A 13,577-nucleotide genomic window follows, 5' to 3' on the forward strand; every position below is an offset into this window, starting at 1 on the left:
CGAATCGTCGCACCGCCCCTCCCACATTTTCAACCGCGATCAATCAGGTTCGAGGTGGCAGGCCGTAGGCCGCCAGGTCAAAGTCCGCGAGCTTGCGGATGATCTGGTCGGCGTGGTGGTACTTGCTGTCGGCCATGGCTTCATCCGGCACGGCGATGGCGGTCATATGGGCAGCTTTGGCAGCAGTGACGCCGAAGGGTGAGTCTTCGAACACCAGGCAATCCTCGGGCGCAACGCCCAGGCGGCGGGCGGCGGTGAGGAAGATGTCTGGCGCGGGTTTGGCGGCGCCCACTTCCGGGTCGTCAGCGGTGACGATGGTGTCGAACAGGCCAAACCATTCGCGGTGCAGGGTGGTCTTGTGGCCAAACGAATTGCGCGACGAACTGGTGCCCACGGCAATCGGGATATTGTGCGCCTTCAAGTGCCGCACCAAGGCTTCGGCGCCGGGCATGCCCAAGGCCTTGGGGAAACGCTCGCTCATCAGCGGTTCGCGGATCTCCAGGAATTGAGCCGGTGTGATCGGCAGGTCCAGCGCCTTCACCACGTAGTCCGCCAGGTCCTGGGCACCACGCCCGATGATGTGCTGCTTGATGCCCCAATCGTAGATGCGACCGTAGCGTTCGGCGATGATTTGCGTGACTTCTGTGTAGATGCCTTCCGTGTCCAGCAACAACCCGTCCATATCGAAAATCACGGCCTTGATCGGACCGACTGCGGTACGCGGTGCATTCATCACGACAACCCAAGGGAAAGACTAAAAGGATTCAGCACAATAGCGGTGCGGGTCCCATGCAGGCAACCGCCATGACTTTGTATCGATTCGATTCCCGAGTTGATGGCCCTTCATATCAGTGCCTCATAACTGGCAACAGTTATACCGGTCGGTGTGTGCGGCGACCGTCTACGGTTTGTGAGGGCAGCGCGAACCGCCACTGGCCGGCGTCTGAAAATATCGCTTGATAACCTTATAAAAGACTTATTAATCTTCCAATGAACTCCATCCACTGGACTAGAAAATCCGTAAAGCAACTGCTTCGGTTGCATACGTATCATCAGCAACAGGTACGCGATGCGGTGTCAGCGCTTGAGCGCATGCCCGAGGCAGCCAACGTCAAGGCATTGGTCAATTACCCCCATGGTTATCGCTTGCGCGTGGGTAATTACCGAGTCCTTTTCGATTGGGATCGCGATATCCATGTGGTCAGCATTGAAGAGGTCAAGAAGCGTGACGAGCGAACCTACTGCCGTACAGATCATCCACAATACGGAGGGCAAGCCAGCCTTTGTGGTGATTCCCTATGAACATTATCTGGCCCGGCAGAACGATCCAAATCTGATTCCCCATGCGGTGGTAAGCCGCCTGGTGGATGGGGCAACCCCTATCCGTGCATGGCGCGAACACCTGAACCTGACCCAGGAAGAGGTTGCCAAACGCCTGGGCATTTCCCAATCCGCATTTGCCCAACAAGAGTCGGTGAACAAACCTCGCCGTGCAACGCGGGAAAAAATTGCCAAGGCCTTCGGCATCAACGCCAGTCAACTGGAGCTATAAAGCGTAACTCTGGAAAATCCGCGCCCCCAGCCCACCCATTGCAGCCCTTGCTCAAGGCTTCCACCTGGATCCGCGCATGGGCCAGTGCCGTAGAGGGCGTGCCACAGGCCACTTTGAGCCAAACTTCACACTGCCCGACGCAGGCAACCCATGCCGGCCAGGGTCGTCTCCACCGCTTCATCCAGCGGCGTGCAAGGTTCAGCGCCCAGTACCGCAACCAGCCGCGTGTTATCGAGCAGTACAGGGGTTTGCCACAGGTAACGCATCTCCAGCATTTCACGGAAGGTGGCGACAAAGGGCGAAGCTATTTTCAGCAGCCACCAGGGGAACATCCTGACGACCGGCTGTTGCCCCGTCCTACGCAGCACCACGCGCTGGATCGCCCGGCTCAGCTGTGTGCCATCCGTGTCCACCTGCCCCGCCATATGAAAACGCGCGAACGCCTGCAGGGTTTCACGGCGCTCCAGCAGTTCAACCATCGTACGCGCCACATCGGGCAGGTACGCCCATTGATGGGCAACACCTGGCGCCCCCGGATAATTGATGCTGCGCACAATGTTGCCAGGTTTGACCAAGCCCTGGGAAAACCAGCTGTTGGCCGCCTGCGCGCCGAAAAAGTCACCGGCGCGCACGATCAGCACCCTCGCCCCGTTGCCTGAAGCTTCGTATAAACGCTGCTCCAGTTGCACACGGATCGCGCCCTTGCGGGTTTGCGGGTGTTGAGGGGAGTCTTCGTGCAGTACGGGAAACGCGTCCGGCCCAAAGTTGTAGACGGTACCGGGCAACACAATGGTGGCGCCTTCCGCAACGGCCGCCGCGATGGTGTTGTCGATCATCGGCAGCACCCGCTCGGCCCAGTGCCGATAGCCCGGCGGGTTGACCGCGTGCACGATCACTTCACAGCCTCGGGCTGCAGCAAGTACGTCATCGCGGTTGAGTGCATCACCCTCAAGCCAGTCAAATGCGGCGTTCTGGCCACGGGCCTTGTCGGCATCACGGGTCAACGCGCGCACCTGCCAACCCGCCGCCAGCAGCTGCCGTGCAACTTCGCCACCAATGCCACCGGTTGCACCCAACACCAAAACTTTGTTCATCACACTCTCCCACAGGGGTTGATGGGGACATTTTCTGCGTGCCGGCGCTATAGAGGAATTGTCGAAGATCGCCAAAGCGCTATACATTTATGCATGGCAACGAATATTGGTTGGGAGCTTTACCGGTCGTTCCTCGGCGTATTCCGAGAAGGATCGTTGTCGGGAGCCGCACGGCAACTCGGCATTACACAGCCCACGGTCGGCCGGCACATTGCCGCGCTGGAAACGGCGCTGGGCGTGGTGCTGTTTACCCGTTCACCGAGCGGCTTGTTGCCCACGGCGGTAGCCCGGACCCTGCGCGCCCACGCCGAAACCATGGAACGCACAGCGGCGGCACTTGAGCGTGCAGCGTCTGCCCAGGGTGATGAAGTGCGCGGCGTGGTGCGCGTGTCCGCCAGCGAAGTGATCGGCGTGGAAGTGCTGCCGCCGATCCTCACGCAAGTGCGCCAGGCACACCCGCACCTCAAGGTCGAACTGGTGCTGACCAACCGCCTGAGCGACCTGTTGCAACTGGAAGCCGACATCGCCGTGCGCATGGTCCGCCCCAGCCAGGAGCAACTGCTGGCGCGACGCATCGGCTTGATCGAAGTCGGCCTGCATGCCCGCGACGATTACCTGCAGCAACACGGCACGCCCCTGTTGATGCAGGACCTGGCCGGCCACTCAGTGATCGGTTTCGACCAGGAAAACGCATTTATCCGCAGCCTGGCCATCAAGGGCTTCGAGCGTAGCGCCTTCGCCCTCAGCAGCGACAGCGACCTGGCACAGTTGGCACTGATCCGCGCCGGTGCCGGTATCGGCGGCTGCCAGGTCCAACTGGCCAAGCGCGATCCCTGCCTGCGCCGGGTCCTGCCAGAAGGCTTTGCACTCAAGCTGGACACCTGGGTGACCATGCACGAAGACCTGCGCAACAGCCCGCGCTGCCGCGTGATGTTCGACGCCCTGGTGGAAGGTTTGCAGCGTTACGTACAGGATTGAGACAGCTTCACTGGTGAAGAATCAGACTCCCTCAGTCCCTTCACAGACGCCCCTATGTCCGAAGCCTTCGAAGTCCCCAGCCCCCACGAAAAACACATCGAACACACCACCGAACATGCCCACGGCCGTGGTGACACCTTCGCCAGCCGCATCGCCGTGATGACCGCCCTCATGGCCACCCTCGGCGCCATGCTCAGCTACCAGGCCGGCTCCACCGAAAGCGAAGCGGCAATGGACAAGAACAACGCCGCCATCTTCAAGACCGAAGCCGCCAACCAGTGGAACTACTACCAGGCCAAATCCAGCCGGCAAAACCTGGCAGAACTGGCCACCCACATTCCCGGCGTGGACGCGGTGCATTACAAGGAAGAGATAGAGCGCTACAGAAGCCAGAAGGAAGACGTGCGCAAACAGGCCGAAAAGCTTGAGGCCACGTCAAAGCAATGGGATGAAAAGTCGGAACAGGCGCTGCACCAGCACCATCGCTGGGCCCAGGCGATGACCGCGATTCAGATCGCGATTTCATTGGCGGCGATCACCTTGCTGACCAGGCGGGACTGGTTGAAGCGCCTGTCGTATACAGCGGCGGGTGTCGCGGTGGTGCTGGGCAGCCTGGCGTGGCTGCATATCTGAGACGATGCAGTCAAAAGGTGGTGACGCCATGATCACTGGGATCAGCACCTTCTCTCAAGGGCTCACGCAATAGTCCTGTATGGCGTTTGCCATGGCCTGATTGGGTAGTTTCAGCCAATCAATGACTTCCTTGTCGGGCCCCCTTATGTCACGTACTCACAGCGCTTGCGTTTTCCTGTATCTCCTGTTGCTCAGCATCGTCTGGCCCAGCCACGCCAGAGACCTGGCCGAAGGACTTACCGAACAGTCACCGTCCATGGCACTTGAGAATAAACACCACCGTTACCCGCAATGGACCGGCATCGGTTCACTGAAAAACGCCTTAGGCCAGACCTGCAATGCCGTTTTGCTTGACACTCATGATCGCCGGGGCAAGGCCACCGGCCCGGCTTATGTGCTGACCAGCGGGCACTGCGTGTTCTTCAGCTACGGTACGGCGCTCCTGCGCCGGGCGTTCACCGCCGATGTCACCTTCAATTACTTTCATGACACACCTGAACGGCATGTCACCTACGCCGTCAAAACAGCACATTGGAGCAGCATGGCGGGCACCGATTTAGCCGTGCTCGAACTGGATACGTCACTGGCCGCGCTGGTGGCCAGCGGGATCATGCCACTCAGGCTGGCATCTCAACGTCACACGTCGGATCGAGAAGTGATCAATGTGGGTGCGCCGACCGGGTTCCTGAAAAAGGGACTACGCATGAGCGCCTGCGTGGAGTCGACTATCAACAGTTTTGCCGAACAACCCGGTGTGTTCCCCAACGCCTTGCGCAACCGCTGCAACGGTCTGCGCCCAGGCAGCTCCGGCAGTCCGATGCTGGACCGGAATACCAATGAAATCACCAGTATCATCAGCAAGGTCGCATCCGCCATTCAGAAGGACATTCTCAATAGCTGTCAGAACAACTCGGTGTGTGAAGCCGCCAAATTCAACTACAGCTATCCTGCCAACCACTTGTACTACTGCTTTGTAGACGGTGTGTTCCGTAATGACACCCCGACCTGCCAGCTCAAGGCCGTTGAAATCACGCTGGACGAACCATGGAACCTGAAGCCGTATGTGCATTTACAACGTGATGCCGCCGGCCAAATAATCCGTCCAACCTGGAACCTGAGATTCTCGATCCAGGAGCCGTTCTACCGATTCAAGGCCGTAAATGACATCAACGATTGCGCACGCCCCCACGGCTACCAAGTCGCCGCCGCCTCTGACGAGGCGTACATCAACCAGTCCATCGGCCCAGTGCTGGGGCCGCATGTGCTGTGCATACTCGGCGTGCAAAAGGCCGAGCAACCGCTGACCGAAGCACTCCTGCGTAATGTATTCACCCATTCGGTCTTCCTGACCAACCCCGCACCGGCACCGCAGATCAAGCACCGCTATCACATCGCCTGGGAAAACCAGCACAGCGGTTTTAGCCAGCATTACTACTACAGCGTGCATTCGGCGAGCAGGACCACCTGTGGCGATATTGACGATGAACGCTACACCCTGGCCATGGATGGCATTTTCCTGGAAATAGCAGAGCTGCCGGTCACGTTATGCAGCTATGCACGCAACAGTGTTGGGCAACCGTCAGCCATTCGCACAGACATGATCGAAAGCGCAACGGTTCGTTCGCAGCATCATGCCAGGTGAGGCAGCAAGCCCTTTTCAGCAACCTTTGATGAAATTCGGGTATGAGAATAGGCAATGCCCAAAAGGCACCACTCGACCGGGGCACAGATGGGGGTAGGCTGCGAAATCGAGAGCAAAAAAAATCCCGCAGAGCGTCTAACTCGCGGGATTTCTTCAAGAATTTGGCGGTGAAGGAGAGATTCGAACTCTCGATACAATTTCTTGTATACACACTTTCCAGGCGTGCTCCTTAAGCCACTCGGACACTTCACCGTATCTCGTCAAACCAGTTCAGTCTGTCGAGGCGCGCTAATGTAGTCGAAAGCCTTTCTGATGGCAAAGGTTTTTTTCAGAATATTCATGCGCTTAGCCGGTTATGCCGCTCACCGCCCGGCAAGGGGCGTTGATTGTGCCATTCTCAGGCATTGGCGGTAGGTGTCTGGGGTGGCGATTGTGCCCTGCCCCAGGCATTCCGATGCGCTGTGCAGGGGAAAACCCTGACTGGCCAGTCAGTCACAGCGCTTTACCGGGGCGGGCGTGGTGGGTAACGTCTGCTGCATTCTTCTATAACAAGTCCTACAAGGAACCGCGTCATGAGTGAGTTGATTGCCTACCACCTCGAAGACGGTATCGCGACCCTGACCTTGAGCAACGGCAAGGTGAATGCCATTTCTCCGGCGGTGGTCAGTGCGTTTAATGAAGCGCTGGACCAGGCGGAGAAGGACCGGGCGGTGGTGGTGATCACCGGTACGCCGGGGATTTTGTCGGGTGGTTATGATTTGAAGGTGATGACCGCCAGCCCTAAAGAGGCGATCAGCCTGGTGACGTCCGGTTCGACGTTGGCGCGTCGCCTGTTGTCGCACCCGTTCCCGGTGATTGTGGCGTGCCCTGGCCATGCGGTGGCCAAGGGTGCTTTCCTGCTGTTGTCGGCGGATTATCGGATTGGCGTGGAAGGCCCGTTCAGCATTGGCCTGAACGAGGTGGCGATTGGCATGACCATGCACCACGCCGGTATCGAGTTGGCGCGGGATCGCCTGCGCAAGTCGGCGTTCCATCGTTCGGTGATCAATGCCGAGATGTTTGACCCGCAGGGCGCGTTGCAAGCGGGCTTCCTCGACAAGGTGGTGGCACCGGAAGAGCTGCACGCGGCGGCGCTGGAAGCGGCGCGTCAGTTGAAGAAGCTCAACATGAACGCCCACAAGCACACCAAGTTGAAAGTCCGTAAAGAACTGTTGGAAGCCTTGGACGACGCCATCATCCAGGACCAGGGGCATATCCTGAGTTAATCCCTACGCCTGATACACCGAAGCCCGACCTTGCGTCGGGCTTTTTCTTACAACCAATTCCGAATCATCTTCAGCCGCTCTAGCTTGCCTGTATCGACAGATGTTGAAACATGCGCTTAAACATCGGCTATCTCCTACCTCTACCGGGATAATTGCCGAATACAGTGCACAACCGTACACTGCGCCAACTTTTGTCCCGGTAGGCCGTGTCGATGCTTTTCCTGTTGCGTATGTTGTTGATGAGCCTGCACTTTATGCTTGCCGGCGTGCTCGGCGTGCTGGTTGGTGTGTGCCGGCCGTTCAACCCGGACAACAGTCGCCTGTGCGCACGCCTGTACGCGGTGCCGGCCATGTGGATCCTGCGGCTCAACGTGAAGGCCGATGTGGACTCACTGCGCAACAAGCCCGGCACCTGCGTGATCATCGCCAACCACCAGTCCAACTATGACCTGTTTGTGTTCGGCACCGTGGTGCCCCACCGCACGGTGTGCATCGCCAAGAAAAGCTTGAAGTGGGTGCCGCTGTTCGGCCAGTTGTTCTGGCTGGCGGGCAATGTGTTGATTGACCGGGGCAATGCGCACAAGGCACGCCGCGCGATGCTCACCACCACCCACACGTTGCAGCATGAAGACACCTCGATCTGGGTGTTCCCGGAAGGCACGCGCAACCTGGGCAAAGGATTGCTGCCGTTCAAGAAAGGTGCGTTCCATATGGCGATTGCGGCGGGTGTGCCGATTGTGCAGGTGTGTGTCAGCAATTACGTCACGCAGATGCAGCTCAATCGCTGGAACAGTGGGGATGTGCTCATACGGTCGCTGCCGCCAATTCCTACCGTTGGCCTGACCTCGGATGACATCCCGGCGTTGATGCAGGCGTGTCATGCGCAGATGCAAGCCTGTATTGACGAGATGGACCGCGAGTTGCGGGCAGCCTGAACACCGCTTGAAGGCGCTTCGCACCCCAGCGCGAGCAAGCTCGCTCACTACAAAAAGCTCGACGCAACGACGGAACGCCATTCAGGCTAAGCTGCCCAACACTTGTCCTCCCAATAAGAAGCGATCAGCACCATGGGTAGAGTTGTTGCGGCCGCCGTCTACAGCGCCGGTAAGAAAGTCACGGATATCACCCTCGATGAAGGCGCGGCCTGGGCCGCCAAACCCGATCACTTTGTATGGATAGGCCTGGAAGAACCCGACGCCCGGGAGCTGGCCAACCTGCAACGCCAGTTCAACCTGCATGAACTGGCCATCGAAGACGCCCTGGAAAAACACAGCCGCCCCAAGCTGGAAACCTTTGGCGATGCGCTGTTTATCGTCACCTACTCGCCGGTGCGCGAGAACGGCAAGCTGGAGTTTATCGAGACGCATATCTTTGCCGGCAACGGCTACATCATCACCGCGCGCAATGGGCACTCGGCGTCCTACGGCTTTGTGCGCCAGCGTTGTGAGGCGCGGCCGCTGTTGCTGGAGCATGGGGAAGATTTCGTACTGTATGCGCTGCTGGATTTCGTTACCGAAAACTACCAGCCGGTGAGCGAAGCGATCCATGCCGAGATCGATGAGCTGGAGCGCAACGTGTTGTGCAGTTCGCTGAGCGAGCGGGATATCCAGAAGATCCATGGCCTGCGCCGCGACGTGTTGCGACTCAAGCGTTATGTGGCGCCGATGGTGGAGATCAGCCAGGAGCTGCAGAAGCTCAGCTTCCCGTTCATCGACAAGAACATGCGCCCGTATTTCCGTGACGTGCAGATTCATGTGACGCGGCAGATGGAAGACCTGACCACCCTGCGCGATATCGCCAGCCAGACCATCGAAATCGGTGTGTTATTGGAGGCTTCGCGCCAGAGCGTGGTGCAGCGCAAGTTTGCCGCATGGGCGGCGATCCTGGCGTTCCCCACCGCAGTGGCGGGGATTTACGGGATGAACTTCCAGAACATGCCCGAGCTGCAATGGCACTACGGCTACTTTGCGGTACTCGGGTTTATTGCGACGGGTTGCACGGCATTGTGGGCCAGTTTCAAACGGTCGGGTTGGCTTTAGGATTTGTGCGCCACAAACCGCATCATCCATTCCGCCACGGTTGCACCGTGGTGGTCGCGCTCAAGGCTGGCCACGCCGTTCGTATAGACTTTTTCGCCCAGGGTTGTCTGGAGAATCTCCAGCAACTCGCGAGAATAATCATGGACAAATTCCGGGTGGCCCTGGAAACACAGCACCTGGTCACCGATGTGGTACGCCGCGAACGGGCAAAAAGCGCTGGAGGCGATGACCGTGGCATTCTCCGGCAACGTGGTGACCTGGTCCTGATGGCTGATCAATAGGGTCAATTCCGGTACTTCAGGGCTCATCCACGGGGCCTTGGCATCCAGTTGGTAGTCGTGAATGCCCATGCCCCAGCCCTGGCCGGCGCGCTCGGTCTTGCCGCCCAGCAACAGTGCCAGCAACTGATGACCGAAGCAGATGCCGAGCAGCTTGTCGCCACGCTCGTAACGGTCGAGCAGGTAGGTCTTGAGGGTCTGGATCCATGGGTCAGTGCCGAAGGAGTCGGCTTTGCTGCCGGTGACCAGGTACGCGTCGAAGACTTCGTCGTCCGAGGGGTATTCACCGTTCACCACGTTGTACACCACGAACTCGGCGGGAATCGGCTGCTTGGCGAACAGGCGCTTGAACATCTGCCCGTACCCTTGGTATTGATCGATCAAGCCTGGACGCAGGATATCGGTTTCCAGGATACAGACGCGTAGCGACATAAAAAATACCTGACACGGTGATGGGAATATTGCACACCCCCAGAGCCTGCCTTGAAATACCCCTTCAAGGCAAGCCCCCCAGCTTCACCGGAACACTTCACCCTGCGCCGCTTTCTCCAGCAACAGCGCCGGCGGCGCGAAACGTTCGCCATACTGCTGCGCCAGATAGCGGGCGCGGGCAACAAAGTCGTTCAAGCCGTATTGGTTGATGAACTGCAGCGCGCCACCGCTCCAGGCCGCGAAACCAATGCCGAAAACAGACCCCACGTTCGCGTCCGCCGTGGACATCAACACCCCCTCCTCCACACAGCGCACCGTCTCGATGGCCTGGATAAACAGCAGGCGGTCGCGTACATCCTGCGCAGAGATGCGTTGGTCGGGTCGCTCAAAGCGGCTTTTCAACTCTGGCCACAGGTACTTTTGCCCGCCGCTGGGGTACTCATAGAAACCGCCTCCCGCCGCCTTGCCCAGCCGCTTGTATTCATTGACCAACAGATCGATCACCGCCGTCGCCGGGTGCGCAGGCAGCGCCTTGCCCTCCGCCTGCAAGTCCTTGGCCGTCTGCTGCCGGATATGGCTCATCAGGCTGAGGGACACTTCGTCAGACACCGCCAACGGCCCCACCGGCATGCCGGCCTTGCGCGCTTCGGTCTCGATCATCGGCGCGGCCACGCCCTCACCGAGCATGGCAATGCCTTCGTTAGTAAAGGTGCCGAACACCCGTGAAGTGAAGAAGCCACGGCTGTCATTGACCACGATCGGGGTTTTCTTGATTTGCAGGACGAAATCGAAACCCCGGGCCAGGGTTTCGTCGCTGGTGCGTGCGCCCTTGATGATTTCCACCAGCGGCATCTTGTCCACCGGGCTGAAGAAGTGCAGGCCAATGAACCTGGCCTGATCCGGCACCGCCGTGGCCAGGCCGCTGATGGGCAAGGTGGAGGTGTTGGAGGCGATTACGGCCTCGGCGCCGACCACGCTTTGCGCAGCGGCCGAGACCCTGGCCTTGAGTTCGCGGTCTTCGAACACCGCCTCGATGATCAGGTCACAGCCTGCCAGGTCAGTATCAGAGGCCGTAGGAAGAATCCGCGCCAAAATGGTTTCCCGCTGCTCGGCGGTCAACTGCCCACGGCTGACCTTCTTGTCCAGCAGCACCGCCGAATGCACCTTGCCCTTCTCGGCGGCCGCCAGGTTGATGTCCTTGAGCACCACCTCGATGCTTGCACTGGCGCTGACATAGGCAATACCCGCCCCCATCATCCCCGCACCTAACACGCCGACTTTACGCGTGATATACGGCGCAAACCCTTGCGGCCTCGAGCTGCCGGCGTTGATCTCGTTAAGCTGGAACCAGAAGGTGCCGATCATGTTTTTTGCCACCTGCCCCGTCACCAACTCGGTGAAGTAACGGGTTTCGATCAGGTGCGCGGTGTCGAAGTCTACCTGGGCGCCCTCGACGGCCGCACAGAGAATTTTCTCCGGGGCGGGGAAACAGCCGTTGGTTTTACTGCGCAAAATCGACGGCGCAATTGCCAGCATCTGTGCAACTTTTGGGTTCGAAGGGGTGCCGCCTGGAATCTGGTAGGCCTTGTTGTCCCACGGTTGCCTGGCGTCCGGATTGGCCAGAATCCAGGCGCGGGACTTGGCCAGCAACTCATCGCGATCCGCCGCCAGTTCGTTGATCAAGCCGGCTTGCAGCGCCTGTTGCGGCCGCACTTTCTTGCCTTCGAGCAAATACGGCAAGGCCTTTTCCAGCCCCAGCATACGCACCATGCGCACCACCCCGCCGCCCCCCGGCAGCAGGCCCAGGGTGACTTCCGGCAAGCCCAACTGCACCGACTTGTCGTCCAGCGCGATGCGGTAATGGCATGCCAGGCAAATCTCCCAGCCGCCCCCGAGTGCCGCACCGTTGATGGCGGCCACCACGGGCTTACCGAGGGTTTCCAGGCGCCGCAGTTGCGCTTTCAACACCCGCACACCGTCATAGAAATCCTTGGCTTGGGCCTTGTCGACCTTGATCAGTTCATTGAGATCGCCACCGGCAAAAAACGTTTTCTTCGCCGAGGTGATGACGACGCCGGCGATGCTGTCCCTTTCCGTCTCCAGGCGCTCGACCGTGGCCGCCATGGCCGCGCGGTATACGCCGTTCATGGTGTTGGCGCTTTGGCCGGGCATGTCGAGGGTCAGCACCACGATGCCGTCCTGGCCTTTTTCGTAACGAATGGCTTGGGTCATGACAAATTCCTTGGCTCAGAGGCGTTCGATAATGGTGGCGATGCCCATGCCACCGCCAACACACAGGGTGGCCAGGCCATAGCGCTGCTGGCGTACTTCGAGTTCGTCGAGCAGGGTGCCGAGGATCGCGCAGCCGGTCGCCCCCAACGGGTGCCCCATGGCAATCGAGCCGCCGTTGACGTTCACACGTGCGGCGTCGATGCCCATGTCCTTGATGAACTTGAGCACCACCGAGGCAAACGCTTCGTTGACCTCGAACAGGTCGATGTCTTCGACGCGCAGGCCGGCCTTGGCCAGGGCCTTGCGCGTGGCGGGCGCGGGACCGGTGAGCATGATCGTCGGATCGGTACTGGTGACCGCCGTGGCAACGATACGTGCCCTGGGTTGCAGGCCCAGTTCACGCCCCTTGGCTTCGGAGCCGATCAACATCAGCGCCGCCCCGTCGACGATGCCGGAACTGTTGCCGGGGGTGTGTACGTGATGGATGCGCTCTACATGGCTGTAGACCCGCAACGCGGTGGCATCGAAGCCCATCTGCCCCATCATTTCGAAACTCGGCTTGAGCTTGCCGAGGCCTTCAAGGGTGGAGTCGCCGCGAATGAATTCGTCATGGTCCAGCAGCACGATGCCGTTCTGGTCCTGAACCGCGATCAGCGACTTGTTGAAGGCACCGTCTGCACGCGCCCTCGCCGCTTTCTGCTGCGAATGCAGGGCAAAGGCGTCGACGTCCTCGCGGGTGAAACCTTCCAGGGTGGCGATCAGGTCCGCGCCAATGCCCTGTGGGGTGAAGTGACTGTGCATATTGGTCTGCGGGTCGAGCACCCAGGCGCCGCCGTCACTACCCATGGGCACGCGGGACATGGACTCGACACCGCCGACCACCACCAGGTCCTCGAAGCCGGAGCGGACTTTCATCGCCCCCAGGTTCACCGCCTCCAGGCCAGACGCGCAGAAGCGGTTGACCTGCACGCCGGCGACGCTGATGTCCCAGTCCGCCACCAGCGCCGCGGTCTTGGCGATGTCGGCGCCCTGGTCGCCTACCGGGGTCACGCAGCCGAGCACGATGTCGTCCACTTGATGAGTGTCGAGGTCACTGCGTCGGGCCAGCGCGGTGAGCAGGCCGGCCACCAGGTTCACCGGCTTGACGCTGTGCAAGGCACCGTCCGGCTTGCCTTTGCCACGTGGGGTGCGTATTGCATCAAAGATCAACGCTTGGGTCATGACGTCCTCGAACCAGTGTGCATGTGTGCCCTACCTTAGGCCCGATTGACACGGTTTCAATGACGGATGCGCTCATTGCTTTTGACCCCCTCGCTCGGACGAACGGTAGGTACCTAAGGTAATCCCCTGATTAATCGTTTTAGCTGTCTAGCCAAGGCATTGGCGCCAAGATGGCGATATGCCTCATGCCTTTTTAAGCAGAAATGCTGAT

The 13,577-nt window shown here is 59.7% G+C and carries 12 protein-coding genes, 1 tRNA gene and 1 pseudogene; 8 read left to right on the forward strand and 6 right to left on the reverse strand.

The features are described 5' to 3' along the window. Positions 1 to 43: 43 nt before the first annotated feature. The gene (locus tag K5K89_RS21965; RefSeq protein WP_071491427.1) at positions 44 to 733 is read right to left on the reverse strand and encodes an HAD-IA family hydrolase; all 690 of its coding nucleotides are present in this window, start codon (positions 731 to 733) and stop codon (positions 44 to 46) included. Between the two features lie 257 nt (positions 734 to 990). On the opposite strand from K5K89_RS21965, the pseudogene K5K89_RS21970 reads away from it, so the two are divergent. Both K5K89_RS21970 and K5K89_RS21975 read left to right on the forward strand, forming a co-directional pair. Further along, positions 991 to 1,242 (forward strand): annotated as a pseudogene (locus K5K89_RS21970) (type II toxin-antitoxin system RelE family toxin); the annotation flags it as partial. After that, positions 1,196 to 1,552, forward strand: coding sequence for a helix-turn-helix domain-containing protein (locus K5K89_RS21975; protein ID WP_071491428.1), 357 nt, complete (start codon positions 1,196 to 1,198; stop codon positions 1,550 to 1,552). The pseudogene K5K89_RS21970 and the gene K5K89_RS21975, both read left to right, overlap by 47 nt. A gap of 125 nt (positions 1,553 to 1,677) precedes the next feature. On the opposite strand, the gene K5K89_RS21980 is transcribed toward K5K89_RS21975, so the two are convergent. Further along, a complete protein-coding gene (locus K5K89_RS21980; RefSeq protein ID WP_222540264.1) occupies positions 1,678 to 2,646 on the reverse strand; it encodes an NAD(P)H-binding protein in 969 nt (322 codons plus the stop codon). A 93-nt stretch (positions 2,647 to 2,739) separates the two neighbouring features. Between K5K89_RS21980 and K5K89_RS21985 the strand changes: the two genes are divergently transcribed. The 3 genes from K5K89_RS21985 (at position 2,740) to K5K89_RS21995 (ending at position 5,899) form a co-directional block, all read left to right on the forward strand. Beyond that, positions 2,740 to 3,624: a LysR family transcriptional regulator gene (locus tag K5K89_RS21985; RefSeq protein ID WP_071491430.1), complete on the forward strand. Its 885-nt coding sequence runs from the start codon at positions 2,740 to 2,742 to the stop codon at positions 3,622 to 3,624. A 54-nt stretch (positions 3,625 to 3,678) separates the two neighbouring features. Further along, positions 3,679 to 4,257 carry a DUF4337 domain-containing protein gene (locus K5K89_RS21990; RefSeq protein ID WP_222540265.1) on the forward strand — a complete coding sequence of 193 codons (579 nt, stop codon included), beginning with the start codon at positions 3,679 to 3,681 and terminating at the stop codon, positions 4,255 to 4,257. A 145-nt stretch (positions 4,258 to 4,402) separates the two neighbouring features. Then, entirely contained in the window at positions 4,403 to 5,899 is a 1,497-nt protein-coding gene (locus K5K89_RS21995; protein WP_222540266.1) for a trypsin-like serine peptidase, read from the forward strand. 162 nt (positions 5,900 to 6,061) lie between these two features. On the opposite strand, the gene K5K89_RS22000 is transcribed toward K5K89_RS21995, so the two are convergent. Further along, positions 6,062 to 6,151, reverse strand: a tRNA-Ser gene (locus tag K5K89_RS22000). A gap of 320 nt (positions 6,152 to 6,471) precedes the next feature. On the opposite strand from K5K89_RS22000, the gene K5K89_RS22005 reads away from it, so the two are divergent. The 3 genes from K5K89_RS22005 to K5K89_RS22015 all read left to right on the forward strand — a co-directional run bounded on the left by K5K89_RS22005 (position 6,472) and on the right by K5K89_RS22015 (position 9,203). After that, complete coding sequence (locus K5K89_RS22005) at positions 6,472 to 7,164, forward strand: crotonase/enoyl-CoA hydratase family protein (RefSeq protein WP_222540267.1); 693 nt, start codon at positions 6,472 to 6,474, stop codon at positions 7,162 to 7,164. Between the two features lie 212 nt (positions 7,165 to 7,376). After that, positions 7,377 to 8,099: a lysophospholipid acyltransferase family protein gene (locus tag K5K89_RS22010; RefSeq protein WP_071491434.1), complete on the forward strand. Its 723-nt coding sequence runs from the start codon at positions 7,377 to 7,379 to the stop codon at positions 8,097 to 8,099. A 132-nt stretch (positions 8,100 to 8,231) separates the two neighbouring features. Beyond that, positions 8,232 to 9,203 carry a magnesium and cobalt transport protein CorA gene (locus K5K89_RS22015; RefSeq protein WP_092242626.1) on the forward strand — a complete coding sequence of 324 codons (972 nt, stop codon included), beginning with the start codon at positions 8,232 to 8,234 and terminating at the stop codon, positions 9,201 to 9,203. On the opposite strand, the gene K5K89_RS22020 is transcribed toward K5K89_RS22015, so the two are convergent. The 3 genes from K5K89_RS22020 to K5K89_RS22030 all read right to left on the reverse strand — a co-directional run bounded on the left by K5K89_RS22020 (position 9,200) and on the right by K5K89_RS22030 (position 13,366). Continuing rightward, complete coding sequence (locus tag K5K89_RS22020; protein ID WP_071491436.1) at positions 9,200 to 9,913, reverse strand: amidotransferase; 714 nt, start codon at positions 9,911 to 9,913, stop codon at positions 9,200 to 9,202. The two genes, K5K89_RS22015 and K5K89_RS22020, sit on opposite strands and share 4 nt — an antisense overlap. Positions 9,914 to 9,997: 84 nt before the next feature. Next, positions 9,998 to 12,145, reverse strand: a complete 2,148-nt coding sequence (locus tag K5K89_RS22025) for a 3-hydroxyacyl-CoA dehydrogenase NAD-binding domain-containing protein (protein WP_222540268.1) — start codon at positions 12,143 to 12,145, stop codon at positions 9,998 to 10,000. 15 nt (positions 12,146 to 12,160) lie between these two features. Then, entirely contained in the window at positions 12,161 to 13,366 is a 1,206-nt protein-coding gene (locus K5K89_RS22030) for an acetyl-CoA C-acetyltransferase (RefSeq protein ID WP_071491438.1), read from the reverse strand. Positions 13,367 to 13,577: the final 211 nt, after the last annotated feature.

Source organism: Pseudomonas sp. DR208 (genome assembly GCF_019823005.1).
Classification (GTDB): Bacteria; Pseudomonadota; Gammaproteobacteria; order Pseudomonadales; family Pseudomonadaceae; genus Aquipseudomonas; species Aquipseudomonas extremorientalis.

Excerpts from the sequence above, each read along its gene's own strand:
- K5K89_RS21965 (WP_071491427.1), bottom strand. The coding sequence starts at position 733 with ATGAATGCACCGCGTACCGCAGTCGGTCCGATCAAGGCCGTGATTTTC.
- K5K89_RS21975 (WP_071491428.1), top strand. The coding sequence starts at position 1,196 with ATGTGGTCAGCATTGAAGAGGTCAAGAAGCGTGACGAGCGAACCTACT.
- K5K89_RS21980 (WP_222540264.1), bottom strand. The coding sequence starts at position 2,646 with ATGAACAAAGTTTTGGTGTTGGGTGCAACCGGTGGCATTGGTGGCGAA.
- K5K89_RS21985 (WP_071491430.1), top strand. The coding sequence starts at position 2,740 with ATGGCAACGAATATTGGTTGGGAGCTTTACCGGTCGTTCCTCGGCGTA.
- K5K89_RS21990 (WP_222540265.1), top strand. The coding sequence starts at position 3,679 with ATGTCCGAAGCCTTCGAAGTCCCCAGCCCCCACGAAAAACACATCGAA.
- K5K89_RS21995 (WP_222540266.1), top strand. The coding sequence starts at position 4,403 with ATGTCACGTACTCACAGCGCTTGCGTTTTCCTGTATCTCCTGTTGCTC.
- K5K89_RS22005 (WP_222540267.1), top strand. The coding sequence starts at position 6,472 with ATGAGTGAGTTGATTGCCTACCACCTCGAAGACGGTATCGCGACCCTG.
- K5K89_RS22010 (WP_071491434.1), top strand. The coding sequence starts at position 7,377 with ATGCTTTTCCTGTTGCGTATGTTGTTGATGAGCCTGCACTTTATGCTT.
- K5K89_RS22015 (WP_092242626.1), top strand. The coding sequence starts at position 8,232 with ATGGGTAGAGTTGTTGCGGCCGCCGTCTACAGCGCCGGTAAGAAAGTC.
- K5K89_RS22020 (WP_071491436.1), bottom strand. The coding sequence starts at position 9,913 with ATGTCGCTACGCGTCTGTATCCTGGAAACCGATATCCTGCGTCCAGGC.
- K5K89_RS22025 (WP_222540268.1), bottom strand. The coding sequence starts at position 12,145 with ATGACCCAAGCCATTCGTTACGAAAAAGGCCAGGACGGCATCGTGGTG.
- K5K89_RS22030 (WP_071491438.1), bottom strand. The coding sequence starts at position 13,366 with ATGACCCAAGCGTTGATCTTTGATGCAATACGCACCCCACGTGGCAAA.